This window comes from Pseudonocardia sp. P-1 (genome assembly GCF_058111925.1).
On sequence record NZ_CM176614.1, the window covers coordinates 1,039,912 to 1,064,549 of the forward strand.

Consider the following 24,638-nt stretch of genomic DNA (forward strand, 5'->3'; position numbering starts at 1 on the left):
GGGGGTGATGTGGCGCGGACCGCCGAGGAGTCCCGCCCACCATGCGGCAACGGTGCCCGCCCGACACAGTGTGAGCGCGCCCGCGGCCTGCGGCCGGGGCGCGCGACGAGAGGACGCAGACCATGCAGGCCTGGCCCGGGCACGCCTACCCGTTGGGTGCCAGCTACGACGGCACCGGCACCAACTTCGCACTGTTCTCCGAGGTCGCCGAGGGCGTGGAGCTGTGCCTGTTCGAGCCCGACCCGGACGCCCCCGGCGGCCTCGCCGAGACCCGGGTCCCGCTGACCGAGGTCGACGGCTTCGTCTGGCACGGCTACCTGCCCGGCATCGAGCCCGGCCAGCGCTACGGCTACCGGGTGCACGGCCCCTACGACCCCGCCCAGGGCCTGCGCTGCAACCCGAACAAGCTGGTCATCGACCCCTACGCCAAGGCCCTCGACGGCCCGGTCGACTGGGACGAGGCCGTGTTCGGCTACAACTTCGGCGACCCGGACTCGCGCAACGACACCGACTCGGCGCCGCACGTGCCGAAGTCGGTCGTGGTCAACCCGTACTTCGACTGGGGCTCGGACCGCCCGCCGAAGATCCCCTACAACGAGACCGTCGTCTACGAGGCGCACGTCAAGGGCCTGACGATCCAGCACCCGGAGGTCGAGGAGGAGCTGCGCGGCACCTACTCCGGCGTGGCGCACCCGGCGATGATCGAGCACTACAAGCGGCTCGGGATCACCGCCGTCGAGCTGATGCCGGTGCACGAGTTCGTGCAGGACCACCACCTCACCGAGAAGGGTCTGTCGAACTACTGGGGCTACAACACCATCGGCTTCCTGGCCCCGCACCACGCCTACTCGGCGGGCTCGGTCCGGTCCGGGTCGCAGGTCGCGGAGTTCAAGGCGATGGTGCGCGACCTGCACGACGCGGGCATCGAGGTCATCCTCGACGTGGTCTACAACCACACCGCCGAGGGCTCGGACATGGGTCCGACGCTGTCCATGCGCGGCATCGACAACCACGCCTACTACCGGCTGGTCGACGACGACGCCCGCTACTACATGGACTACACGGGCACCGGGAACTCGCTCAACGTCCGCAACCCGCACACCCTGCAGCTGATCATGGACTCGCTGCGGTACTGGGTGACCGAGATGCACGTCGACGGCTTCCGCTTCGACCTCGCCTCGACCCTGGCCCGCGAGTTCTACGACGTCGACCGGCTGTCGACCTTCTTCGACCTCGTCCAGCAGGACCCGGTCATCTCCCAGGTCAAGCTGATCGCCGAGCCGTGGGACGTCGGCCCCGGCGGCTACCAGGTGGGCAACTTCCCCCCGCTGTGGACCGAGTGGAACGGCAAGTACCGCGACACCGTCCGCGACTTCTGGCGCGGTGAGGCGGGCACCCTCGGCGAGTTCGCGTCCCGGATCACCGGCAGCTCGGACCTCTACCAGGCCGACGGGCGCCGCCCGTTCGCCTCGATCAACTTCGTGACCGCGCACGACGGGTTCACCCTGGCCGACCTCGTGTCGTACAACGACAAGCACAACGAGGCCAACGGCGAGGACGGCAACGACGGGGAGAGCCACAACCGGTCCTGGAACTGCGGCGTCGAGGGTCCCACCGACGACGAGACCGTGGTCGAGCTGCGGGCCCGCCAGCAGCGCAACTTCCTGGCGACGCTGCTGCTCTCCCAGGGCACCCCGATGCTGCTGCACGGCGACGAGGCGGGGCGCACCCAGGGCGGCAACAACAACGTCTACTGCCAGGACAACGAGATCGCCTGGCAGGACTGGGAGGTCGCGGGCAAGCACGACGAGCTGACCACCTTCACCGCGGGCGTCGCCGCGCTGCGGCACGCGCACCCGGTGTTCCGCCGGCGCCGGTTCTTCGCGGGCCGTCCGATCGGCCGGTCCTCCACCAGCGAGGACGTCGCCGACATCGGCTGGTTCACCCCGGCCGGGCGGGAGATGACCGAGGAGGACTGGGACAACGAGCTGGGCCGCTCGGTGGTCGTGTTCCTCAACGGCAGCCAGATCGCCGACGTCGACCAGCGCGGCCAGCGGATCGTCGACGACTCGTTCCTGCTGTGCTTCAACTCCTTCTGGGAGGACATCGACACCACGTTGCCGCCCGCCGAGTTCGGGCAGGCGTGGGAGATCGTCGTCGACACCCACTCGGGCGAGGTGCACCCGCCGAACGCCGCCGGCGTCACCGGGACCGACCTCGACCCGGTGTCCGCGGGCTCGGTGCTGACCCTGCCCGCCCGTTCCCTGCTCGTCCTGCGATCGAAGGGCTGAGGCGTGACCCGCCTTCCGGGATCGACCTACCGGCTGCAGCTGTCGGCCGACCAGACCTTCGCCGACGCCGCCGCGCTGACCGGCTACCTGGACCGACTGGGGATCGGGGCGCTCTACGCCTCGCCGCTGCTGGAGTCCACGGCCGGATCCACCCACGGCTACGACGTGACCGACCCGACCCGGGTGTCGGGTGAGCGCGGTGGCGAGCAGGGGCTGCGGTCGCTGCTCGCGACGCTGCGCGAGCACGGGCTGACGATGCTGATCGACATCGTCCCCAACCACGTCGGCGTCGCGAAGCCCGCGGAGAACCCGTGGTGGTGGGACGTGCTCACGCACGGCGAGGCGTCGCGCTGGGCGGGGCACTTCGACGTCGACTGGGGCGCCGGGCCGATCCTGCTGCCGGTGCTCGACGCCGACGAGGAGAAGGCGCTCACCGAGCTATCGGTGACCGACGGCGAGCTGCGTTACTACGAGCACCGCTTCCCGGTCGCGCCCGGGACCGGCGAGGGCACCGCGCAGGAGGTGCACGACCGCCAGCACTACCGGCTGGTGTCCTGGCGGCGCGGCGCCGCGGAGCTGACCTACCGGCGGTTCTTCGACGTCAGCGACCTCGCCGCGGTCCGCGTCGAGGACCCTGCGGTGTTCGCCGACGCCCACCGCACGGTGCTCGACATCGTGCGCTCCGACGACACCGTCGTCGGGCTGCGGGTGGACCACCCCGACGGCCTGTCCGACCCGGGCGGCTACGCGCGCCGGCTGCGCGCCGAGCTCGGCCCGGGCCGGTGGCTGCTCGTCGAGAAGATCCTCGGGGTCGGCGAGGAGCTCCCGATCTCCTGGCCGGTCGACGGCACCACCGGCTACGAGGCGCTGCGCGAGGTCTGCGGGGTGCTCGTCGACCCGGACGGGGCGGGGCTGCTCACCCAGTTCGCCGCCGAGCACACCGGGGAGAAGCGCTCCGCGCACGCCGTCGAGGACGACGGCCGCCACCTCGTCGTCCGGGAGATCCTGGTCGCGGAGGTGCGCCGGATCGCCGACGCCTTCCGCGCGGGACCCGGCGCCGACTCCGGCACCACCGGGCTCGACCTGGCCGACGTCGCCGCCGAGGACCTGCACGACGCGGTCGCCGAGCTGCTGTGCGGGTTCCCGATCTACCGCTCCTACCTCACCCCGGAGATCACCGAGGGCCGGGCGGCCGCCGACACCGCGGTCGCGGTGGCGCGCACCCGTCGCCCCGACCTGGCCGCGGTGCTGGGTGCGCTGCACTCCGGGCTGGTCCGCGAGCCCGGGTCGGACTACGCGACCCGGCTGCAGCAGACCTCCGGGATGGTCACCGCGAAGGGCGTCGAGGACACCGCCTTCTACCGGTACAACCGGCTCGTCGCGCTGAACGAGGTCGGGGGCGACCCGGCCCGGTTCGGGGTGACGCCCGAGGAGTTCCACACCGGGCTCGCCCGCCGGGAGGCCGGGCGGTCGCGCACCATGACCTCGCTGTCCACGCACGACACGAAGCGCTCCGAGGACGTCCGGGCGCGGCTCGCCGTGCTCGCCGAGCGTCCCGCGTCGTGGGCGGCGAAGGTCCGCGAGTGGTCGGTGCGCCACCCGCTGCCGGACAGGTCGCTCGAGCTGCTGGCCTGGCAGTCGCTGGTCGGGGCGTGGCCGATCCCGGCCGACCGGCTCGCGGGCTACCTCGGCAAGGCCTCCAAGGAGGCCAAGCTGGTGACCTCGCACATCGACGCCGTCGCCGAGGTCGACGAGGCGGTCGCGGCCTGGCCGGAGCAGGTCCTCGCCGACACCGAGCTCGTCGCAGAGATCGAGGCCTTCGTCGCGGAGATCGCCGAGCCCGGCTGGTCGAACTCGCTGTCCCAGAAGCTGCTGCAGATGGCCGGCCCCGGCGTGCCGGACGTCTACCAGGGCACCGAGCTGTTCGAGTACTCGCTGGTCGACCCGGACAACCGGCGCCCGGTCGACTGGGACGCGCGGCGCGCGATCCTGGAGCGTCTCGACGCCGGCGAGCAGCCACCGGTCGACGGAGGCGGTGCGGCGAAGCTGCTGGTCACCTCGGCGACGGCGCGGCTGCGGCGGTTCCGCCCGGAGCTGTTCAGCGGCTACGGCCGGGTCGACGCCCAGGGCACCGCGGCGGAGCACGCCGTCGCGTTCTCCCGCGGCGGGGGCGCGCTCGTCGCCGTCGCGACCCGGCTGCCCGAGGGGCTGGCCCGCCGCGGCGGGTGGGGCGACACCCGGCTGCCGCTGCCCGGCGGCTTCGACGACTGGCACGACATGATCGCGAACCGCCCGGTGGACGGTCCCGCACCCGCCCTGTCGGACCTGCTCTCGCGCTACCCGGTCGCGCTGCTGGTGCGCCCGGCCTGACCCGGCACCGCCCACCCTCTGGGCGGTCCCCAGGGGAACCTTCGTAGCGCTCTACGCCACGAAGGTTCCCCTGGGGGCACCCGTGGCGGGGGTCAGGGCTCGTCGACGACGTGCACGGCGGCCTCCTCGGCCGACGCGCCCGCCCCGTCGATCCCGGCGTCGCCCGCGACGAGCTCCTTCTCGCCGCCGTCGCTGCCGTCGAAGCTCGCGTCGTCGATCGTGAGGCGACCGGCGCGGCGGTCGCCCACCTCGTCGTCGGCGAGCAGCTCGCCGTCGGTGCCCGGGGCGTCCCCGAGCAGGTCGCCGGTGGCGTCGTCGACGTCGGAGAAGTCCTCGCGGGAGTCCGGGTCACCGACCACCCCGGCCGCCCGGGCGTCGTCGCGGTCCTCCGCGTCGGCGGTCGCGTCGAGCTCGGACGCCCAAGTGTCGGGCTCCTCGTCGGCGAGGCGCTCGTCGAGGGTCGCGTCGTCGCGGTCGTTCCAGGGCCGCTCGGGCGGCGAGTAGCCCTCGTCCAGCACGTCGGCCACGCCGCCGTACTCCAGGGTGTCCTCGGGTTGGAGCTGCGCGTCCTGGTCGAGGTCGTCGCCTGCGTCGGGGTCGCTCATCGGGGCAGCCTAGCGGCGCGTGACCCGGCCCACCCCCCACCGGGCGCGCGCGGACCCCACCGGGTGCGGAAGGATCGTCGTCCGTGACGGAGTTCGCCGTGTGGGCCCCCGACAGGAACCGCGTCAGCGTGCTGGTGGGTGAGCAGCGGATCGCGCTCGACCGCGCCCCGGGGGGCTGGTGGCACACGGACCAGCCCGACCACGGGCACGGGACCGACTACGCGTTCCTGCTCGACGACGACGCCACGCCGCTGCCCGACCCCCGCTCCCGCTGGCAGCCGAAGGGGGTGCACGAGCGCTCCCGCGTCTACGACCACGACGCGTTCTGGTGGACCGACGACACCTGGACCGGCCGCGCGCTGGCCGGGTCGGTGCTCTACGAGTGCCACATCGGCACCTTCACCGACGGCGGCACGTTCGACTCCGCGATCGGCCGGCTCGACCACCTGGTCTCGCTCGGGATCGACCTGGTCGAGGTGCTGCCGGTCAACGCCGTCGACGGCCCGGTGAACTGGGGCTACGACGGCGTCGGCTGGTACGCCGTCACCGAGAACTACGGCGGCCCCGACGCCTTCAAGCGCTTCGTCGACGCCTGCCACGCGCGCGGCCTGGGCGTGGTCCTCGACGTCGTCTACAACCACCTCGGGCCGTCCGGGGCCTACCTCGACCGGTTCGGACCGTACTTCGCCGGCTCCAACATCTGGGGCCCGTCGCTGAACCTCGACGCCGCGGGCTCCGACGAGGTCCGCCGCTACATGATCGACAACGCGCTGATGTGGCTGCGCGACTTCCACGTCGACGGGCTGCGCATCGACGCCGTCCACGCGCTGCGCGACACCCGCGCCCAGCACGTGCTGGAGCAGCTCGCCGTCGAGGTGACCGCGCTGGAGGCACACGTCGGCCGCCCGCTGTCGCTGATCGCCGAGTCCGACCTCAACGACCCGAGGATGATCACCGCCCGGGAGGGCGGCGGCCACGGCCTCGACGCCCAGTGGGCCGACGACGTCCACCACTGCCTGCACACCGTGCTCACCGGCGAGTCCCAGGGCTACTACGGCGACTTCGCCGAGGCGGGCCTCGACGGGCTCGCGCACGTGCTCACCCGCGGGTTCCTGCACGAGGGCACCTGGTCGTCGTTCCGGCGGCGCAGCCACGGCGCCCCGATCGACACCGCCCGCATCCCCGGCTCGCGGCTGGTCACCTACCTGCAGAACCACGACCAGATCGGCAACCGCGCCACCGGCGACCGGCTCACCCACACGCTGTCCCCCGGCCTGCTGGCCTGCGGCGCGGCGCTGCTGTTCACTTCCGGGTTCACCCCGATGCTGTTCATGGGCGAGGAATGGGGCGCGCGGACGCCGTGGCAGTTCTTCTCCCGCTTCGGCGACCCGGGCCTGCAGAAGGCCGTCCGCGACGGCCGTCGCGCCGAGTTCGCCGACCACGGCTGGGACGACGCCGCCGAGGTGCCCGACCCGAACGCCGAGTCCACCTTCACCGACTCCCGGCTCGACTGGTCCGAGCCCGAGCAGGAGCCGCACGCGACGCTGCTGCGGATGCACCGCGAGCTCATCGCGCTGCGCCGCGCCTGGCCGGAGCTGTCGGACCCGTGGCTGGACCGGATCGGCGTCGACGTCCACGAGCAGGCGCGCACGCTCGTCGTCGCCCGCGGGCGGATGCGGGTGGTGGTGAACCTCGGTCCGGAGCCGGTCACGCTGTCGCTCGGGTCGGAGATCACCCGGATCCTCCTGGCGTCCGAGCCGACGACGAGTGACGGCTCCTCGTTCACCGTTCCGGCGGAGGCATTCGCCATCTGCCGCGTGGCGGAGTAGCGAGAGCCTCTCGCGTCACCCGTCCGAGTGCCCTCGTTCACCTGTTCGCCGGACACGTGACACCGCCGGGCCACACGAGACTGCGAGGGTCTGCGAGGTCGCGACGGTGCGATCCCGCGTTCGCCCCTGCGACAGACGTGAGGTCACGTGACGTCCACTCCCACCCGGTCCGCCTCGACGCCGACAGCGCCGGGTACGGCCTCGCACCCCCCGCCGCGGCGACGGCGACGCTTCACCGCCCGGGACCGGCACGACTTCTGGGTGTTCCTCGCCCTGGTGCTGCCCAACGCCGCGCTGATCGTCGCCTTCGCCTACCGCCCGGTCATCGAGAACGTCCGGTACTCGCTGCTGAACTGGACCCTCGGGTCACCGTCGGCGACGTTCGTGGGACTCGGGAACTACGTCACGTTCCTGACCTCGCCCTCGTCGGCGGAGATCGTCTGGACGACGCTGGTGTTCACCGTCGTGACCGTCGGCGGGTCGATGGTGCTGGGTCTGCTGATCGCGCTGGCGCTCAACCGGCGGGTGCCGGGGACCGGCGTCGCGCGGGCCGCGGTGTTCTCCCCGTACGTGCTGTCCGGGGTCGGTGTCGGGCTGGTGTGGCTGTTCGTGTTCGACCCGTCGATCGGGGTGCTCGGCGCGGTCGTCCGGGCCTTCGGCGGGACCGCACCCGACTTCTTCAACGACCCGTCGATGTCGCTGGCGATGATCTGCATCGTCTACGTCTGGAAGAACATGGGCTACGCCGCGGTGATCTACCTGGCGGGTCTGCAGTCGATCCCGAAGGACCTCCTGGAGGCCGCGGCGCTGGACGGGGCGTCGTCGACGCGGACGTTCTTCCGGGTGGTGCTGCCGCTGCTCTCACCGGTCACGTTCTTCCTGGTCGTGACCAGCGCGCTGAACTCGCTGCAGGCCTTCGACCTGATCCGGATCATGACCCCGCTCGGCCAGGGCACGACCACGCTGATCTACGAGGCCTACCTGCAGGCGTTCGGGTCGAGCAACCGGGCCGGCTACTCGGCGGCGGTGTCGACGGTGCTGTTCGTGGTGCTGGTGGTCTTCACCCTGGTCCAGCTGCGGTGGATGGAACGGCGGGTGCACTACGCATGACCACCACCGCTCCGGAGCCCCGGTCGTCCCGCGCGCTGTCGCCGCGGGCCCTGTTCGAGGTCGTGACCAGCGCCTACGTCCCGCTGCTGGTCGCCGTGCTCGTCGTGCTGTTCCCGCTGCTGTGGATGACGCTGTCGTCGTTCAAACCGCTGACCGAGATCATCACCCAGACCCCGGCGCTGCTGCCCGCCGCGCCGACGACGGAGAACTACTCCACCGTCGCCGAGCGCCTGCCGTTCGGCCGGGTGTTCCTCAATTCGGTACTGGTCACCGCGGTCGGTGCCGCGCTCAAGGTGGCGCTGGCCGTGTTCACCGCCTACGGGCTGGTGTTCGTCCGCTTCCCGTTCAAGAACTGGATCTTCGCCGGGCTGCTGGTGACGCTGATGGTGCCGCCGCAGGTGGCGCTGCTGCCGAACTACACGCTGATCACCGCGCTCGGTGGCGCGGACACCTACTGGGGCATCATCCTGCCCGGTCTCGGGACGGCGTTCGGCACGTTCCTGCTGCGCCAGCACTTCCGCACGCTGCCGCCGAGCCTGCTCGAGGCCGCGGAGCTCGACGGCGCCGGGCACTGGCGCCGGCTCACCCGGGTCGTCCTGCCGGTGTCCGCGCCGACCGTCGCCACCGTCGCGCTGATCACCATCGTCTACGAGTGGAATGACTACCTCTGGCCGCTCGTGATCATCTCGAAGCCGGAGATGATGACGCTGCCGGTCGGGCTCACCCTGCTGGCCAACGTGGACAACCGGGCCGCGGCCTACGGCCAGCTCATGGCCGGGTCGGTCGCCGTCATCGTGCCGGTCCTGATCGTCTTCATCGCGCTGCAGCGCCACATCATCGCCGGGCTGACCCAGGGTGCGGTCAAGGACTGAGACCGCTCCCCGCTCCTCCTCCCACCCCGAAAGGACGCCAGCTGCCATGCATCTCGACCGTCGCGGATTCCTGAAGTTCGCCGGCATCACCGGCGCCGCCGCGGCGCTGGCCGCCTGCGGTGGCCCCTCCACCAGCGGCGGCGGGCCCGCCGACGTCCCGGAGGTCGACTACTCCGGCGTGCAGCCGGCGAAGGAGATCACCTGGTGGACGAACAACCCGGGCAGCTCGGAGAAGGTGTCGCGGCAGATCATCGACGCCTACCAGCGGGCCAACCCGGGCACGAAGGTCAACCTGGTGACCGCGGGCGCGAACTACGAGGAGATCGCGCAGCGCTTCCAGACCGCACAGGCCGGCGGCGGCTCCCAGCTGCCCGACCTCGTCGTGCTCTCCGACGTCTGGTGGTTCCGCTACTACATGCAGCGCTCCATCGTGCCGATGGACCCGCTGATCGCCGCGACCGGCATCGACACCGCCGACTACCGGCAGCAGCTGATCGAGGACTACCGCTACGACGGCAAGCTCTGGGCGCTGCCCTGGGCCCGCTCGACGCCGATCTTCTACTACAACAAGGCGCACTGGCAGAAGGCAGGCCTGCCCGACCGCGCGCCCGCGACCTGGGCCGAGATGGCCGAGTGGGGGCCGAAGCTGCAGGCCGCGGGCACCGGTGCGCAGAAGGCGTACCAGCTCCCCGCCCTGGCCGACTACGCCGGCTGGTCGTTCCAGAACAACCTCTGGGGCGAGGGCGGTGCGTGGTCGGACGAGTGGGACGTCACCTGCGACTCCCCCGAGGCGGTCCGCGCGGTCTCGGCCCTGCAGAACGCGGTGACCTCGGGCTGGGCCGGCGTCGCCGCCACCGACGGCACCACCGACCTGGGGGCCGGGGCGGTCTCGGCGACGGTCGGCTCCACCGGCTCGCTGGTCACCGTGCTCGACGCGGCCCGGTTCGACGTCGGCGCCGGCTTCCTGCCCGCGGGCCCGGTCGCCGGGCCCGTGTGCCCGACCGGCGGCGCGGGGCTCGGGATCCCGGCCGGGGTCCCGCCGGAGCGCCAGCTCGCCGCGGCGGCGTTCGCGAAGTTCCTGACCAGCCCGGAGAACACCGTGCTGTTCTCCCAGGCCACCGGCTACCTGCCGCTCCGGACCTCGGCCGACACCGGCCCGCTGCTCGCCGAGACCCCGCTGCGCAAGATCGCCATCGACCAGCTCGACCGGACCCGCACCCAGGACCGGGCGCGCGCGTTCTTCCCGGGCGCCGACCAGGAGATCGCGCGGACCTGTGCCAACATCCTCAACCAGCGGGCCGACGTGCAGGGCGAGCTCACCACCCTCAAGGGCACGCTGACCCGGATCTTCGACACCGACGTGAAGCCCAACATCTGATGGCGGGACGCTGACATGGCAACGGTCACCTACGACTCGGCGACGCGGATCTACCCCGGGTCGGACACCCCCGCCGTCGACGGGCTGGACCTGGAGATCGCCGACGGCGAGTTCCTCGTGCTCGTCGGGCCCTCCGGCTGCGGGAAGTCGACGTCGCTGCGGATGCTCGCGGGCCTGGAGGACGTCGACGCCGGCGCCATCCGGATCGGCGACCGCGACGTCACCGACGTCCGGCCCAAGGACCGCGACATCGCGATGGTGTTCCAGAACTACGCGCTCTACCCGCACATGACGGTCGCCGCGAACATGGGCTTCGCGCTGACCAACGCGGGCCGCCCGAAGGACGAGATCGCCCGCCGCGTCGCCGAGGCGGCGAAGATCCTCGACCTGGAGGGGCTGCTGGACCGCAAGCCGCGTGCCCTGTCGGGCGGGCAGCGTCAGCGGGTCGCGATGGGCCGGGCCATCGTGCGCGAGCCCGCCGTGTTCTGCATGGACGAGCCCCTGTCCAACCTGGACGCGAAGCTGCGGGTGTCCACCCGCACCCAGATCGCGTCGCTGCAGCGGCGCCTGGGTGTCACCACCGTCTACGTCACCCACGACCAGGTGGAGGCGATGACGATGGGCGACCGTGTCGCGGTGCTCTCGGGCGGGGTGCTGCAGCAGTGCGCGACCCCGCGGGAGCTCTACGAACGGCCGGTGAACGCCTTCGTCGCCGGGTTCGTCGGGTCGCCGGCGATGAACCTGGTGACGGTGCCGGTGGACGGCTCCGGGCAGGTCGCCCTGGGTGGGGCACAGATCGCGGTGCCGGCCTCGTCGTCGGGCACGGTCACGGTCGGGATCCGGCCGGAGGACCTGCGCCCGGCCGGTGCCGGGGACGGACTGGAGGTGACCGTCGACGTCGTCGAGGAGCTGGGGGCCGACGCCTACGTCTACGGCACCCTCACCGAGGACGTGGGACACGACGGGGCCGGGACGACGCTCGTCGCCCGGGTCGACGCGCGCACCCCGCCGGAGCGCGGGACCCGGCTGCGGCTGGTCCCCGACCCGGACCGCACCCACCTTTTCGACGGCGGCACCGGCGCCCGCCTGGGGTGACCCGGCCTGCCGCCGCCGGTCGTGCCGCGCAGCGTGGTGATCCGCAGCCCGCGCGCCGATCCGCTCGGCGCGCGCGTCCGGACGCGCGCGCGGCGCGGATCACCGCGCGGATCGGCGATCACCGGTGAGCGCACCGCGGCCCGCACCCGTGACGGGTGCGGGGCCGCGGTCCGTGTGCGGTCGGCTCAGATGAGGCCGAGCTTGGCGACGGTGTCGCGCTCCTCGACCAGCTCCGCGACGCTCGCGTCGATCCTCCCGCGGGAGAACTCGTCGATCTCCAGGCCCTGGACGATCTTCCACTCGCCGTTCTCGGAGGTGACCGGGAACGAGGAGATGATGCCCTCGGGGACGCCGTAGGAGCCGTCCGACGGGATCGCGGCGGAGGTCCAGTCGCCGGCCGGGGTGCCGTTGACCCAGTCGTGGACGTGGTCGATGGCGGCGTTCGCCGCCGACGCGGCCGAGGACGCGCCCCGGGCCTCGATGATCGCGGCACCGCGCTTGGCGACGGTCGGGATGAAGTCGTTCTCCAGCCACTCCCGCTCGACCTGCTCGGCGGCGATCTTGCCGCCGACCTCGGCGTGGAAGAGGTCCGGGTACTGGGTGGCCGAGTGGTTACCCCAGATCGTGAGCTTGCTGATCTCGTCGAGGCCGACGCCGAGCTTCGTCGACAGCTGCGCCAGCGCGCGGTTGTGGTCGAGGCGGGTCATCGCGGTGAACCGGTCCGCCGGGACGTCCGGCGCCGAGGCCTGGGCGATGAGGGCGTTGGTGTTGGCCGGGTTGCCGACGACCAGGACGCGGACGTCGTCCGCGGCACCGGCGTTGATCGCCTTGCCCTGCGGGCCGAAGATGCCGCCGTTGGCCTCGAGCAGGTCGCCCCGCTCCATCCCCTTGCTGCGGGGACGGGCGCCGACGAGCAGCGCGACGTTGGTGCCGGAGAACGCGGCGTTCGCGTCGTCGAAGATGTCGATGCCGCGCAGCAGCGGGAAGGCGCAGTCGTCGAGCTCCATCGCGGTGCCCTCGGCGGCCTTCACGGCCTGCGGGATCTCCAGCAGGTTCAGCTTCACCGGGGTGTCGGGCCCCAGCAGCTGCCCGGAGGCGATCCGGAAGAGCAGCGCGTAACCGATCTGGCCAGCGGCTCCGGTGACGGTAACGGTAACGGGGGTAGCAGACACGCCACGGACCCTAGCCCTGATCGCGCCCGCGTACCGCGACGGGGAGCACACCCACCGCCACGCGTGGCGGGAACCACACCGCCGGTAGCGTAGGGCGTGATGCGTGACGTCCCGGTGACCGGTCGTGCACCGGCGCCGGACCTGGCCCGCGGCGCGGCGCTGCTGCTGATCGCCGTCGCGAACGCCCACACCTTCGTCACCCACCGCGGCATCGGGGTGCGTGCCTACCCGCTCGACCCGACCGGCGTCGACGCCTGGCTCGCCGCGGCGCAGCTGACCCTGGTCGACGGCCGGGCCTATCCGCTGTTCGCGCTGCTGTTCGGCTACGGCATCGCCGGGCTCGCCCGCCGTGCGGCCCGCGACGGTGCCGGGCCCGACCAGGTCCTGGCCCTGGTGCGTCGCCGGGGCGGGGCGCTGTTCGCCGTCGGTGCCGCGCACGCGGTGCTGCTGTGGCACGGGGACTTCGTCGCCGCCTACGGGCTGATCGCGGTGGTCCTCGCGCCGGTACTGGTCCGTGGGTCGACCGCGGTGCTGGTGCTCACCGGGGTGGCCGCGACGACGCTGCTGGCGCTGCTCTACGCCCCCGTCGCGCTGACCCGGTCCGACGCGGCGTCGGCGTCGCCGTCACTGGTCGCGCCGGACGTCCTGTCGGCGGCGGTGGAGCGGTTCGGCGAGTGGTTGTTCGGCAACCTGCTGATCAGCGCGGTCGGGCTCCTGGGCGCGGCAGTCGCGGGGGTGCTCGTCGCCCGCGCCGGGTGGCTCGACGCCCCGGCCCGGCACCGGCGGGCGCTGCGCCGGGTCGCCGTCGCGGGGATCGGGGCCGGGGTCGTGGGCGGCGTGCCGCTGGGGCTGGTCGCCGCCGGGGTGTGGGCGCCGTCGGAGCCGGTGGCGCTCGTGGTCGGGGTGCTGCACGCGGTGACCGGCTACGCGGCCGGGGCCGGGTACGCGGCCGCCGCGGCGCTGGTGGTGGCCCGGGGGTCGGCGACCCGGCCGGTCGCGGGCGCGCTGGTGGCGCTCGGGCGACGGTCGCTGAGCGGGTACCTGGCGCAGTCGGTGGTGTTCGTCGGCCTGTTCCCGGCGTGGACGCTGGGGCTGGGGGCCGGTCTGCCGTTGTGGGCGGCGACGCTCTGCGGGGCCGGGGTGTGGCTGCTGACCGTCGTCGCGGCGGTGGTGTCCCGGCAGCGCGGCCGGCGCGGGCCCGCGGAGGTGCTGCTGCGGCGTCTGACCTACGGCCGCGCGCCCGCCGCGGCCCGCTGACCCCGCGCCGGTCCACCCGGGCCGGCGTCGACGGCCGCGGTGCCGCGGCCCGCCTCGCTACCCTCGCCGCATGAGCGGCACCCGCGGCGACGGCACCCACGGCGACCGGGCGGACGACGGCCGGGACGGCGGCGCCGCCGTCCCGGGCTCCGGGCCGGACGGTCCGCCGCCCGCGTGGCAGGGCGCGACCGGCTGGTCCGGGGTGGACCCGCTGCCGTCCGGGTCCGCGGAGGTCGGGCCGCACGCCCCGCTGCCCGGCGCGCCGCCGTACCCGCCGGGCACCGAGCCCGAGCGGGCCGCGGTCGCCGACCGGCCGGCGGCGCTCCCGCGGCCGGGCGCGGTGCTGCCCCGGTGCCTGGCCGCGACGGCCGGCTGGGTCGCGGTGGCACTGCTGCTCGCGCTGGCCACCGGGGTCGCGTCCTGGCCGCTGCGCGGCGTCGCCCTGCTCGTCCCCTGGGGGCTCGCCGCCGTCGCACTGGTGTTCCCGGCCCGGCGCGGCGTGGGGCCCGGCGGGCTGGTCGCCCTGGCGTTCGCCCCGTTCTGGCTGGTCCACGCGTTCCTGGTCGGCCTGCTCGGCTGGTGAGCCGGATCAGCCCGCCGGCGGGACGTTGACGTTGCGGTGGAAGACGTTGTCCGGGTCGTAGACCGCCTTGACCGCAGCGAGCCGCGCGTAGTTGGGGCCGTAGGTGGCGCGGACCCGACCGGCGTCGTCGCCCATCATCGCGTTGACGTACACGCCGGCGCCGAGCGCGTGCGGGGCCATCGCCGCGGCCAGACCCCGGACCCACTCCCGCTCCGCGGCGAGGCCCTGCGGGTCGGTGGTGAGCCCGACCGCGAACAGCCCGAGCCGCGGGCTGCGGCCGCCGCCGAACGCGGTCGCGTCGTCGTCGACGGCGGAGAAGGCGCCGTCGAGGGTGTACAGGTGCACGACCGACATCGGCGAGACCTTCCGCGCGACGTGCGCGGCGAGGTCCTCGACGGCCGCGTCGGTCAGCGACGGCAGGAAGCAGCCCTTCTCGTAGCAGTGCACGCCCCAGCCGTTGGGCTCGTCGAACATCTGCTGCAGCGCCGTCCAGGGCATCGGGGTGCAGAACTCGAACAGCCGGTCCGGCAGCGTCGCGCGGAGCAGGTCGTGCACCTGCTCCGCGTCCGGGTCCGGGACGGCTCCGGTGGTGCCGACGACCATCACCGCCCATCCGGGACGCAGGCGCACCTCCTCCGGGACGAACGGGGCGGGCGGTGCGTTCACGGCGACGACCTGGAACCCGACCGTCGACGGCAGCCGCCCGATCGCGTCGCGGGCGGCGCGCAGCAGGGCCGGCCCGTCGTCGAGGCCGCAGAAGAACATCCCGACCGACACGAGCGGGCCGACCGGTACCGCCGTGAACTCGAACTCGGTGACGATGCCGCAGTTGCCGCCCCCGCCGCGCAGCGCCCAGAACAGGTCGGGGTGCTCGTCGGCGGCGGCCCGCACGACCCGGCCGTCGGCGAGCACGACCTGCGCCGACACCAGGTGGTCGACGGTCAGCCCGGCCCGCCGGGTCAGCCAGCCCATGCCACCGCCGAGGGTCAGCCCGCCGACACCGGTGTGCCCGATCTCGCCGGCCGGGACCGCGAGCCCGTGCTCCTGGGTGGCGGCGTCCATCCCGCTCAGCAACGCGCCACCGCCCACCCGCACCCGGCGGGCGTCGGGGTCGACGACGACGGCGTCGAGGTCACCCAGGTCGATCACCAGGGCGCCGTCCCCCGCGCTGTGCCCGGCGGAGTTGTGTGCGCCACCGCGGACGGCGACCTCCAGCCCGGACCTCCGGGCGTGGTCGAGGGCGGTCACGACGTCCTCCACGTCGGCGCAGCGGACCAGGACAGCAGGTCGCTGGTCGATCGCGGCGTTCCAGACCCGCCGCGCGGCGTCGTAGCCGGGGTCGGCGGGTCCGAGGACGGGGCCCCGCACCCGGGCGCGGAGGAGGGCGACGTGGTCGACGGTGGCGGTCATGGCGGTTCCCCCGGATCTGCGGGTCGACGGACGACGGCGGTCCACCGTGTCCCCCGTCACAGCCGCTGTCACGGTCCCGACCCGGATTTCGTCACGGTTGACGACGGCGGACCGGACCCGCGCCACGAATGGCGCACGTCGCTGCGGCGCGCAATGATGCCCGTCACGCCACCGAAGGAGGCCCCCGTGGACGGTCACGACCCGCAGGTGCTGATGATGGCCGACGTCGCCGACCGGTGGGTGGTGCGCTGCGACTGCGGGTGCGGGGTCCTCGCCGAGTACGCCACCCGGGAGGAGGCCGACGAGGCGGCGGAGCAGGCCCGCGCCGAGGCCGGTCCCCCGGCGGCGAGCGAGGAGGTCGTCGACGACGCCGGGCGGGCCCCCGAACGGATCTGACCGCCGGGGGCACCCGGGTCAGTCCCGGCGCCGCGAGGTGATCACTCCGGTGTCGAACCCGGCCAGGTGCAGTCCACCGGCGAACCGCGCGTGCTCGACCTTGAGGCAGCGGTCCATGACGACGGTCAGGCCCGCGCTCTCGGCGCGGCGGGCCAGGTCCTCGTCGAACAGCCCGAACTGCAGCCAGAACGTCGACGGGACCGGGTCGAGGGCGAGGGCCTCGTCGAGCACGCCGCCGAGGTCCTCCGGCCGCCGGAACACGTCGACCAGGTCGGGCGCCACCGGCAGCTCCGCCAGCGACGGGTACACCGCGCGCCCCAGGATCGTGCTCGCGTTCGGGTTCACGAAGTACACGTCGAAAGCGGTCGAGGCCAGCAGGTAGGTGGCGACGAAGTTGCTGGCCCGGGCCGGGTTGGGGCTCGCCCCGACGACGGCGACGGTGCGGGTGTCGCGCAGGATCTGCTGCCGCCGCCACGCGGGCGGGTTCTCCCAGGTCACGCGGTCTCCTTCTGCGAGGCGGTGAGGGCCTGGTCGAGGTCCCAGACGATGTCGTCCGGGTCCTCCAGCCCGACCGAGATCCGGATCATGTCCTCAGGGACGCCGGCGTGCTCCAGCTGCTCGGTGGTCAGCTGCTGGTGGGTGGTGGACCCGGGGTGCAGGACGAGGGTGCGGGCGTCGCCGACGTTGGCGAGGTGGCTGCACAGCTGCACCGACTCGATGAACCGCGCCCCGGCGGCCCGGCCACCGCGCACCCCGAACGCGAACACCGCACCCGGCCCCGCGGGCAGGTACCGGCGAGCCCGCTCGTGGTGGCGGTGCGACGGCAGCCCGGGATAGGTCACGTACTCCACCCGCGGGTCGGCCTCGAGCCACTCGGCGACCTTCTGCGCGTTCGCGACGTGGGACTCCATCCGCTGCGGCAGCGTCTCGACACCCTGCACCAGCAGGAACGCCGAGTGCGCGGACAGCGTGGCGCCGACGTCGCGCAGCTGCTCGGCCCGCAGCTTGGTGAGGAACCCGAGCTCCTGGAAGTTGCCCCACCAGGTGAGCCCGCCGTAGGACGGGACCGGCTCGGTCATACCGGGGAAGCGGCCGTTGCCCCAGTCGAAGCGGCCGGACTCGATCACGACGCCGCCGAGGGTGGTGCCGTGCCCGCCGAGGAACTTCGTCACCGAGTGGATCACGATGTCCGCGCCGTGCTCCAGCGGTCGGCACAGGTACGGCGTCGCCAGCGTCGCGTCGATGATCAGCGGGAGCCCGGCCGCGTGCGCGATTTCGGCGAGCCCGGCGATGTCGGCGACCTCGCCGCCCGGGTTGGACACGACCTCGGCGAAGACGAACTTGGTGTTGTCGCGGATCGCGGCGGCGTAGTCGGCCGGGTCGGTGCCCGGCACGAAGGTCGTGTCGACGCCGAAGCGGCGCAGCGTCACGTCGAGCTGGGTGATGGTGCCGCCGTACAGCCCGGCCGCGGCGACGGCGTGGTCCCCCGCCCCGGCGAGCGCGGCGAAGGTGAGGAACTCGGCGGCCTGCCCGCTGGCCGTGCACACCGCGCCGATGCCCCCGTCGAGGCTGGCCAGGCGTTCCTCCAACGCCGACACCGTCGGGTTGGCGATCCGGGAGTAGATCAGCCCGTACTTCTGCAGCGCGAACAGCGCCGCGGCGTCGTCGGTGTCGCGGAAGACGTAGCTGGTCGTCTGGTGGATCGGCACCGCCCGGGAACCGGTCGCGGCGTCCGGCACCGTCCCCGCGTGCACGGCCCGGGTGCGGAAGCCCCAGGCCCGGTCCTGCTGATCATCGCGCTCGCTCACACCCCCCATCCTGCCCCGGCTACAGGTGGTCGCGCAGGAAGGCCCGTACCCGCTCCGTCGCGTCCGTCGCCGACGGCTCGTGGTACTCCGCGTGCAGCGGTGTCCGGCGCGCCACCGCGCCCTTCACGCCCGGCGTGCGCGTCATGAACGAGTGCCCGGCCTCGGGGTAGACGACGACGTCGTGCGGGATCCCCCGCTCGGTCAGGTCGGCCTCCAGGCGCTGCGGGTAGCCGTCGGCGAACTGCGCGTCCCGGCCGCCGAAGCTGGCGACGACCGGGCAGACCGGTTCCACCTCGACGCCGGCGCGGCCGTAGAACGGCACCGCGACCCGGTACAGACCGCTCTGGGACAGCAGCATCGCGAACCCGCCGCCCATGCAGAACCCCATGACCCCGATCCGGTCGGCGTCGACGGTGGGCTGGTCGGCCAGCCAGCGCCGCGCGGACTCGCAGTCGCCGAGCGCGGCGCCGCGGCCGGTGGCCATCGTCGCCACCGTCGAGGCGATGCACAGCGGCGTCACCCGGCCGCGGGCGAACAGGTCCGGGATGAGCACGGTGTAGCCCTCGCGGGCCAGCTCGCGGGCGATCCGGCGCATCTCCGGGGTCATCCCGAAGATCTCGTAGATCATCACGATCGCCGGGCCCGGGGTGGTGGTCTCGGGGCGGGCCAGGAAGCCGGGCAGCCTGCCGCCGTTGACGCTGGGCAGCGAGATCTCGGACTCGACGGTCATGGGCGTGCGTCCCTCCCGGCGCGCGGGACCCGGACGAGTCCCTCCTGCATGGTGGTGGCGACCAGGCGGCCGTCGGCGGTGAAGAAGCGTCCGCTCGCGAGGCCGCGCCCGCCCGACGCGGCCGGCGAGAAGCACGAGTACAGCAGCCACTCGTCGGCCCGGAACGGCGCGTGGAACCACATCGCGTGGTCCAGGCTCGCCATCTGCAGCCCGGTCCGGGGCACGTCGTGGCGGGCGACGACCGACCCCAGCAGGGTCAGGTCGCTGGCGTAGGTGAGCAGGCACACGTGCAGCAGCGGGTCGTCGGGCAGCTCGCCGTCGGCGCGCAGCCACAGCCGCATCGGGTCGTCGGACGGACCGGGGTGGTCCTGCGACCAGGACGGCTCGTCGATCAGCCGGATGTCCAGCGGGCGCGGCAGCCCGGCCATCCAGCCGCCGTCGCCGCGGGCGGCGCGGGTGCCGAGGTCGTCGACGGCGTCCGGCGCGGGGACGTCCGAGGGCATCGGCTGGGAGTGTTCCAGGCCGTTCTGCGGCAGCTGGAACGACGCCGACAGCGAGAAGATCGGCTCGCCGCGCTGGATGGCGAGCACCCGGCGGGTGGTGAACGACCGGCCGTCGCGGACCCGCTCGGTCTCGTAGACGATCGGGATGCTCGGGTCCCCGGGCCGGATGAAGTAGGCGTGCAGCGAGTGGACGCCCCGGTCGGCCGCCACCGTGCGGCCCGCGGCGACCAGCGCCTGGCCCGCGACCTGCCCGCCGAACACACGGGGCAGCGACACCGGCGGGCTCACCCCGCGGAAGAGGTTGTCCTCCAGCCGCTCCAGGTCCAGCAGCGCGACCAGGTCGTCGAGGACGGCCTGGCCGCGCGGTTCACCGTCGGCTGCGGTCTGCGCGGTTGCGGAATCGGCACTCACGGTCGGTGAGTATGCCCAACCGGCCTCAGGCGTGGTCGTCCTCGCCCAGGCGGTGCACCCGGATCAGGTTGGTCGACCCGACCGTGGAAGGCGGCGACCCGGCGACGACGACCACCAGGTCACCCGGCTTGAACCGGCCGATCGAGAGGATCGCGTGGTCGACCTGGCGGATCATGGCGTCGGTCGAGTCGACCTTGTCGACCAGGAACGTCTCGACGCCCCAGGTCATCGCGAGCTGGCTGCGCACCGCGGGCTCCGGGGTGAACGCCAGCAGCGGGAGCCGGGTGTGCAGCCGGGCCAGGCGGCGCACCGTGTCACCGGACTGGGAGAACGCGACCAGCGCCCGCGCCGAGAGACGCTCGCCGATGTCGCGGGCGGCGTAGGACAGCACGCCACGCTTGGTGCGGGGCACGTGGTTGAGCGGCGGCACGTCGGCCGGGCCCGCCTCGACGGCCTCGACGATCTCGGCCATCGTCCGCACGGTCTTGATCGGGTAGCGGCCGACGCTGGTCTCACCGGACAGCATCACGGCGTCGGTGCCGTCGAGGACGGCGTTCGCGACGTCGGAGGCCTCGGCGCGGGTCGGGCGCGAGCTGGTGATCATCGACTCCAGCATCTGGGTCGCGACGATGACCGGCTTGGCGTTCTCCCGCGCGATCTGCACCGCGCGCTTCTGCACCAGCGGCACGTTCTGCAGCGGCAGCTCCACGCCCAGGTCACCGCGGGCGACCATGATGCCGTCGAAGGCGAGCACGACGGCCTCGAGGTTGTCGACGGCCTCCGGCTTCTCCAGCTTCGCGATCACCGGGACGCGGCCGGCACCGGTGTTGTCCATGATCTTGTGGACGAGGTCGATGTCGGCGGGGCTGCGCACGAACGACAGCGCGACGACGTCGACCCGCAGCGACATCGCGAACTCGAGGTCCGCGATGTCCTTGTCCGACAACGCGGGCACCGAGATGTTCATGCCGGGCAGCGACAGGCCCTTGTTGTCCGAGACAGGGCCGCCCTCGGTGACCCGGCAGACCACGTCGTTGCCGTCGACGGCGACGACCCGCAGGCCGACCTTGCCGTCGTCGACGAGCATCCGGTCGTCGACCTGGGCGTCCTGGGCGAGGCCCTTGTAGGTGGTGGAGACCCGGTCGGGGGTGCCGGCCACGTCGTCGACCGTGATCCGCACCTCCTCGCCGGTCGCCCACTCGGTGGGCCCGTCGGTGAAGCGGCCGAGCCGGATCTTCGGGCCCTGCAGGTCGGCGAGGATGCCGACGGCGCGCCCGGTCGAGTCGGCGGCGGCGCGGACCATGTCGTAGACGCGCTTGTGGTCGGCGCGGTCCCCGTGACTGAAGTTGAGCCGGGCCACGTCCATGCCCGCCTCCACGAGGTCACGGATCCGGTCCGGGGTCGCCGTGGCCGGACCGATGGTGCAGACGATCTTGGTTCGACGTGTCACGGCTATCAGGGTAGCGCTGTCTGGAACGATCAGGACGATCGGAACCCGGCCTGTCGGCGTCCGGTCCGACGGTGTTCATCCCGGCGGTCACCGGTGGAGCAGACTGGGGGGCGTGCGCGTCCAGCCGTTCGTCCTGTCGGTCCTGTTGAGCCTGGTGGTCCTGTTCACCCCGGCGTCCGGGGTACCGACGGCACCTCCGGGCACCGACAAGCTCGTCCACCTGCTGCTGTTCGCGCTGCTGGCGTGGACCGGGCGGGCCGCCGGGATCCGGGTGTGGCCGCTGCTGGGCGGACTCGTCGTCTACGCCGCGGCATCGGAGGTCGCGCAGGCGCTGCTGCCGATCGGGCGCAGCGGGGACGTCCTCGACGCACTCGTCGACGTCGCCGGGGCGGCGCTCGGGGTGGGGCTGGCCGTGCTGGTGGCGCGCCGCCGGCCGGACCGCGAGACGTCGTCGCGGCTCTGAGCAGGAGCCGGTCCCCACGGCCGCCCGTGGGGCCGGTCGGTCGGCTCAGCCGGAGGGGCGCTGGGTGGCGTCGGCGAAACGGGCCAGGGTCGCCGCGATCGCACGGGTGTAGCGGTCCAGCTTCACGGTGTCGACGTTGCCGATCCGGTCGCAGGCCGAGTGGTAGCAGCCGTCGTAGGCCCGGCCCGCCTCACCGCCCCAGAGCTGGGCCTGGGAGCGGGACTTGGTGTCCTCGTCGCCGGTGACCGCGCCCGCGACCGGGATGCCGACCTCGGCGAAGGGGCCGTCGTCGTCGCCGTAGAGGCCGATGGTCTCGGGCTGCGGGGCGCCCGCCGCGGCCAGCTCCTCGGCCAGCACCGAGGCGACGACGCCGGACCCGGACGGGCCCCGCTCCTCGTCGTCCTCACCGCGGCCGCCCTGCACGAAGTAGCCGCCGTTGGGTGAGCCGAGCATGTCGGCGTTGAGGTAGAGCAGGTGGTGCTCGCGCTCCTCCTCCGACAGGGACCGCACGTAGCCGGTCGAGCCCTGCAGGTCGTCCTCCTCCGAGCCCCAGAACCCGAAGGAGACGGTGGCGCCAACGCCCGGCTGCGGGCCGAGCGCGGTCGCCGCGGCGAGCAGCCCGGCGATGCCGCTGCCGTCGTCGTTGATGCCGGGGCCGGCGCGCACGGAGTCGAGGTGGGCGCCGGCGAGCACGATCCGGGCGGGGTCGCCGCCGCGGGTGCGGGCGACGACGTTGCGCAGCTCGCGGCCGTCCCCGGCGTCGTAGGTGGGGGTGGTGACGTCGAACCCGGCGTCGCGCAGCACGCCGGCGACGTAGTCGACCGTCGCGTCGTAGCCGGGGGTCCCGGCCGCGCGGTTGCCGCCGTTGTCGTCGGCGATGCGTTCCAGGGCCCGCAGGTGCGGCACCGCGGCCTCGCCGGTCGCGGCGCCCGTGACCTGCTGGGACAGCGCCCCGGCGGGCGGCGGCGCGGTGGCGGGCCCGGCGGCGGTGCACCCGGCGACGACGAACGCCGCCGTCACCAGCGCCAGCAGCCCGTCACGGCTGCGCCGGCCCCGCGTCCGCCCCTGCACTCCCATGCCCACTCCCCCGTGCGTCGACCCGGACCGCGTCGGCCCGTCCGCGGTGTTCGTACCCCGGCCGTCGTCCGGATCACCGCGCAGGTTGTCGACCGTGTCACGGAAACCCGTCCGGCGCCGCCCGGGCCGTCGGCGCGGCACGGTGACTCGGCCCGGCGACAGCGCGGCAGCGGCACGGCGCGGCACGGCGCGGCGCGGCACGGCGACAGCGCGGCGGCGGCACGGCGGCGGCACGGCCGCGGCGGGTCAGCGGCGCGGGAGCTCGCTGGGACCGACGTGGTCGTCGAGCCACTCGGTGACCGGGCGGGAGGCCCGCCACACCGTGCGGACCCGGTCCCGGGCCCGCGGGCCGTGCAGCACGTCGTCCGGCGGCCAGCTCCGCGACACGTAGAGCCCCTTGTGCCGCAGCAGGTCGAGCCGCGGATGGCCGGGATCGGTGCCGCGCGGGCGGGTCCTGAGCGTCGCGCCGTCGACGGTGAGCCCGGCGGCGCGGGCGGTGTCGAGCCGGGCCCGCAGGTCCTCGCCGCGGCGCTGGTCGTCGACGCTCTCGCGGTAGCGGGTCAGCTGGTCGGGCGCCATGTGGTAGTAGCCGCCCGCGGCGAGCATCCCGTCCGCGGACACCTCGACGTAGAACGGCTCGGCGAAGCCGCCGCAGTGGGTCTTGTACGGCGTCTTGTCCGCGGCGAAGCGCACGTCGCGGTAGGGCCGGAACACCTTGCCCGCCCCGAACTCCGGTTCGAGGTCGGCGAGCAGCGCCGTCATCGGGCCGCGGACGTCGCTCTCGTAGACCTCGCGCTGGTCGGTCCAGTACGCCCGGGAGTTGTCGGCGAGCAGGCCGTCGTAGAACTCGACGGCGCCGTCGCCGAAGCCCGCGAACGCGCTCACGCGTCCTCGCGCTCCTGGGGCGTGCCCTGCTCCCCGGGAGCGGTGGTGTCCTCCGGCTCGGGCGCGACGAACTCCTCGCGGCCGCGCCGGGCGAACGCGACGTAGAGCACCGCCCCGACGAACACGACGGCCGAGACGACGACGTTGATCCGGACGTCGCCGAACACGCGGGTCGCCGGATCCGTGCGCATGAGCTCGATGAAGAACCGGCCGAGGGTGTAGCCCGCGACGTAGAGCGCGAACACCTTGCCGTGGCCGAGCCGGAACCGGCGGTCGGCCAGCACGATCAGCGCGGCGACGACGAGGTTCCACAGCAGCTCGTAGAGGAAGGTGGGGTGCACGACCGCGATCGGCGTGGGGTCGAGCGCGACGCCGCCGAGCGGGTCGTCCAGCCCGGTCGCGGGGTCGACCCGACGGTAGATCTCCAGGCCCCAGGGCAGGGTGGTCGGACCGCCGTAGAGCTCCTGGTTGAACCAGTTCCCGAGCCGCCCGATCGCCTGGGCGACGATGATGCCGGGCGCGACCGCGTCGGCGAACAGCGGCAGCGGGACGCCGTGGCGGCGGCAGCCGATCCAGGCCCCGACCCCGCCGAGCGCGATGGCGCCCCAGATCCCGAGCCCGCCGTTCCAGATCTCCAGCGCACCCCACGGGTTGCCGCCGGGGCCGAAGTAGGTCCGCCAGTCGGTGGCGACGTGGTAGAGCCGCCCGCCGAGCAGGCCGAACGGCACCGCCCACACCGCGACGTCGAGCACCGTCCCGGCCCGCCCGCCGCGCGCCTGCAGCCGACGCTCGCCCCACCACAGGGCGACCGCGATGCCGGCGATGATGCACAGCGCGTACGCCCGGATCGGGACCGGGCCGAGGTGCCAGACACCGCGGTCCGGGCTCGGGATCGAGGCCGGGAGCGCGGCGGGCAGGACGGTGGCGAGCGTGACGAGCACGG

22 protein-coding genes are annotated in these 24,638 nt (G+C 73.6%); 11 read left to right on the forward strand and 11 right to left on the reverse strand.

The features are described 5' to 3' along the window. Positions 1-122 precede the first annotated feature (122 nt). Both glgX and treY read left to right on the forward strand, forming a co-directional pair. Positions 123-2,291: a glycogen debranching protein GlgX gene (gene glgX, locus AC0GKK_RS04955; protein WP_489883259.1), complete on the forward strand. Its 2,169-nt coding sequence runs from the start codon at positions 123-125 to the stop codon at positions 2,289-2,291. A 3-nt stretch (positions 2,292-2,294) separates the two neighbouring features. Next, on the forward strand, positions 2,295-4,661 hold the full coding sequence (treY, locus tag AC0GKK_RS04960; protein WP_489883260.1) for a malto-oligosyltrehalose synthase: 2,367 nt from the start codon (positions 2,295-2,297) through the stop codon (positions 4,659-4,661). Positions 4,662-4,753: 92 nt separating this feature from the next. Here treY and AC0GKK_RS04965 read toward each other — a convergent pair whose 3' ends face one another. Further along, the gene (locus AC0GKK_RS04965; protein ID WP_489883261.1) at positions 4,754-5,266 is read right to left on the reverse strand and encodes a DUF5709 domain-containing protein; all 513 of its coding nucleotides are present in this window, start codon (positions 5,264-5,266) and stop codon (positions 4,754-4,756) included. Positions 5,267-5,349: 83 nt separating this feature from the next. Between AC0GKK_RS04965 and treZ the strand changes: the two genes are divergently transcribed. The 5 genes from treZ to AC0GKK_RS04990 all read left to right on the forward strand — a co-directional run bounded on the left by treZ (position 5,350) and on the right by AC0GKK_RS04990 (position 11,550). Next, positions 5,350-7,095, forward strand: coding sequence for a malto-oligosyltrehalose trehalohydrolase (gene treZ / locus AC0GKK_RS04970; RefSeq protein ID WP_489883262.1), 1,746 nt, complete (start codon positions 5,350-5,352; stop codon positions 7,093-7,095). 147 nt (positions 7,096-7,242) lie between these two features. Continuing rightward, positions 7,243-8,205 (forward strand): carbohydrate ABC transporter permease, encoded by a 963-nt coding sequence (locus tag AC0GKK_RS04975; protein WP_346106595.1) that lies wholly within the window; start codon positions 7,243-7,245, stop codon positions 8,203-8,205. Beyond that, positions 8,202-9,077, forward strand: a complete 876-nt coding sequence (locus tag AC0GKK_RS04980) for a carbohydrate ABC transporter permease (protein ID WP_202416725.1) — start codon at positions 8,202-8,204, stop codon at positions 9,075-9,077. The genes AC0GKK_RS04975 and AC0GKK_RS04980 overlap by 4 nt, the downstream gene beginning before the upstream one ends. A gap of 46 nt (positions 9,078-9,123) precedes the next feature. After that, positions 9,124-10,455 (forward strand): ABC transporter substrate-binding protein, encoded by a 1,332-nt coding sequence (locus tag AC0GKK_RS04985; protein ID WP_405417881.1) that lies wholly within the window; start codon positions 9,124-9,126, stop codon positions 10,453-10,455. Between the two features lie 15 nt (positions 10,456-10,470). Next, positions 10,471-11,550, forward strand: coding sequence for an ABC transporter ATP-binding protein (locus AC0GKK_RS04990; protein WP_346106590.1), 1,080 nt, complete (start codon positions 10,471-10,473; stop codon positions 11,548-11,550). A gap of 185 nt (positions 11,551-11,735) precedes the next feature. Here the strand turns inward: AC0GKK_RS04990 and AC0GKK_RS04995 are convergent, their stop codons facing one another. Continuing rightward, positions 11,736-12,722, reverse strand: a complete 987-nt coding sequence (locus AC0GKK_RS04995; protein ID WP_405417885.1) for a malate dehydrogenase — start codon at positions 12,720-12,722, stop codon at positions 11,736-11,738. A 99-nt stretch (positions 12,723-12,821) separates the two neighbouring features. On the opposite strand from AC0GKK_RS04995, the gene AC0GKK_RS05000 reads away from it, so the two are divergent. Next, positions 12,822-13,979, forward strand: a complete 1,158-nt coding sequence (locus tag AC0GKK_RS05000) for a DUF418 domain-containing protein (protein WP_489883263.1) — start codon at positions 12,822-12,824, stop codon at positions 13,977-13,979. A gap of 70 nt (positions 13,980-14,049) precedes the next feature. Then, complete coding sequence (locus AC0GKK_RS05005; protein WP_489883264.1) at positions 14,050-14,562, forward strand: hypothetical protein; 513 nt, start codon at positions 14,050-14,052, stop codon at positions 14,560-14,562. A gap of 6 nt (positions 14,563-14,568) precedes the next feature. On the opposite strand, the gene AC0GKK_RS05010 is transcribed toward AC0GKK_RS05005, so the two are convergent. Continuing rightward, entirely contained in the window at positions 14,569-15,972 is a 1,404-nt protein-coding gene (locus AC0GKK_RS05010; protein ID WP_489883265.1) for an FAD-binding oxidoreductase, read from the reverse strand. Between the two features lie 186 nt (positions 15,973-16,158). On the opposite strand from AC0GKK_RS05010, the gene AC0GKK_RS05015 reads away from it, so the two are divergent. Next, entirely contained in the window at positions 16,159-16,368 is a 210-nt protein-coding gene (locus AC0GKK_RS05015; RefSeq protein ID WP_379673117.1) for a hypothetical protein, read from the forward strand. An 18-nt stretch (positions 16,369-16,386) separates the two neighbouring features. On the opposite strand, the gene AC0GKK_RS05020 is transcribed toward AC0GKK_RS05015, so the two are convergent. From AC0GKK_RS05020 to pyk, 5 genes are read right to left on the reverse strand one after another with little or no spacing between them, the layout of a single operon-like run. Beyond that, positions 16,387-16,866, reverse strand: coding sequence for a CoA-binding protein (locus tag AC0GKK_RS05020; RefSeq protein WP_379673118.1), 480 nt, complete (start codon positions 16,864-16,866; stop codon positions 16,387-16,389). After that, positions 16,863-18,176: an O-acetylhomoserine aminocarboxypropyltransferase/cysteine synthase family protein gene (locus AC0GKK_RS05025; RefSeq protein ID WP_489883266.1), complete on the reverse strand. Its 1,314-nt coding sequence runs from the start codon at positions 18,174-18,176 to the stop codon at positions 16,863-16,865. The genes AC0GKK_RS05020 and AC0GKK_RS05025 overlap by 4 nt, the downstream gene beginning before the upstream one ends. A gap of 19 nt (positions 18,177-18,195) precedes the next feature. Further along, positions 18,196-18,906 (reverse strand): dienelactone hydrolase family protein, encoded by a 711-nt coding sequence (locus AC0GKK_RS05030; protein WP_208820781.1) that lies wholly within the window; start codon positions 18,904-18,906, stop codon positions 18,196-18,198. After that, positions 18,903-19,820 carry an acyl-CoA thioesterase gene (locus AC0GKK_RS05035; RefSeq protein WP_178375207.1) on the reverse strand — a complete coding sequence of 306 codons (918 nt, stop codon included), beginning with the start codon at positions 19,818-19,820 and terminating at the stop codon, positions 18,903-18,905. The genes AC0GKK_RS05030 and AC0GKK_RS05035 overlap by 4 nt, the downstream gene beginning before the upstream one ends. A gap of 25 nt (positions 19,821-19,845) precedes the next feature. Next, the gene (gene pyk, locus AC0GKK_RS05040; RefSeq protein WP_251786066.1) at positions 19,846-21,270 is read right to left on the reverse strand and encodes a pyruvate kinase; all 1,425 of its coding nucleotides are present in this window, start codon (positions 21,268-21,270) and stop codon (positions 19,846-19,848) included. A 112-nt stretch (positions 21,271-21,382) separates the two neighbouring features. Here pyk and AC0GKK_RS05045 point away from each other — a divergent pair, with 112 nt between their 5' ends. Then, positions 21,383-21,733 (forward strand): VanZ family protein, encoded by a 351-nt coding sequence (locus AC0GKK_RS05045; RefSeq protein WP_224402875.1) that lies wholly within the window; start codon positions 21,383-21,385, stop codon positions 21,731-21,733. A 45-nt stretch (positions 21,734-21,778) separates the two neighbouring features. Here AC0GKK_RS05045 and AC0GKK_RS05050 read toward each other — a convergent pair whose 3' ends face one another. From AC0GKK_RS05050 to lgt, 3 genes are all read right to left on the reverse strand, one after another. Continuing rightward, positions 21,779-22,810, reverse strand: a complete 1,032-nt coding sequence (locus AC0GKK_RS05050) for a M28 family peptidase (RefSeq protein ID WP_251786062.1) — start codon at positions 22,808-22,810, stop codon at positions 21,779-21,781. 246 nt (positions 22,811-23,056) lie between these two features. Continuing rightward, positions 23,057-23,695 (reverse strand): DUF2461 domain-containing protein, encoded by a 639-nt coding sequence (locus AC0GKK_RS05055; RefSeq protein ID WP_489883267.1) that lies wholly within the window; start codon positions 23,693-23,695, stop codon positions 23,057-23,059. Continuing rightward, a complete protein-coding gene (gene lgt / locus AC0GKK_RS05060; RefSeq protein WP_100880275.1) occupies positions 23,692-24,636 on the reverse strand; it encodes a prolipoprotein diacylglyceryl transferase in 945 nt (314 codons plus the stop codon). Before lgt ends, AC0GKK_RS05055 begins: the two co-directional genes overlap by 4 nt. Positions 24,637-24,638 lie beyond the last annotated feature (2 nt).

What these genes read in the sequence shown, in the direction of transcription:
- glgX (WP_489883259.1), top strand. Translation starts at nt 123, where the DNA reads ATGCAGGCCTGGCCCGGGCACGCCTACCCGTTGGGTGCCAGCTACGAC.
- AC0GKK_RS04965 (WP_489883261.1), bottom strand. Translation starts at nt 5,266, where the DNA reads ATGAGCGACCCCGACGCAGGCGACGACCTCGACCAGGACGCGCAGCTC.
- AC0GKK_RS04980 (WP_202416725.1), top strand. Translation starts at nt 8,202, where the DNA reads ATGACCACCACCGCTCCGGAGCCCCGGTCGTCCCGCGCGCTGTCGCCG.
- AC0GKK_RS04985 (WP_405417881.1), top strand. Translation starts at nt 9,124, where the DNA reads ATGCATCTCGACCGTCGCGGATTCCTGAAGTTCGCCGGCATCACCGGC.
- AC0GKK_RS04990 (WP_346106590.1), top strand. Translation starts at nt 10,471, where the DNA reads ATGGCAACGGTCACCTACGACTCGGCGACGCGGATCTACCCCGGGTCG.
- AC0GKK_RS05000 (WP_489883263.1), top strand. Translation starts at nt 12,822, where the DNA reads ATGCGTGACGTCCCGGTGACCGGTCGTGCACCGGCGCCGGACCTGGCC.
- AC0GKK_RS05005 (WP_489883264.1), top strand. Translation starts at nt 14,050, where the DNA reads ATGAGCGGCACCCGCGGCGACGGCACCCACGGCGACCGGGCGGACGAC.
- AC0GKK_RS05010 (WP_489883265.1), bottom strand. Translation starts at nt 15,972, where the DNA reads ATGACCGCCACCGTCGACCACGTCGCCCTCCTCCGCGCCCGGGTGCGG.
- AC0GKK_RS05030 (WP_208820781.1), bottom strand. Translation starts at nt 18,906, where the DNA reads ATGACCGTCGAGTCCGAGATCTCGCTGCCCAGCGTCAACGGCGGCAGG.
- AC0GKK_RS05050 (WP_251786062.1), bottom strand. Translation starts at nt 22,810, where the DNA reads ATGGGAGTGCAGGGGCGGACGCGGGGCCGGCGCAGCCGTGACGGGCTG.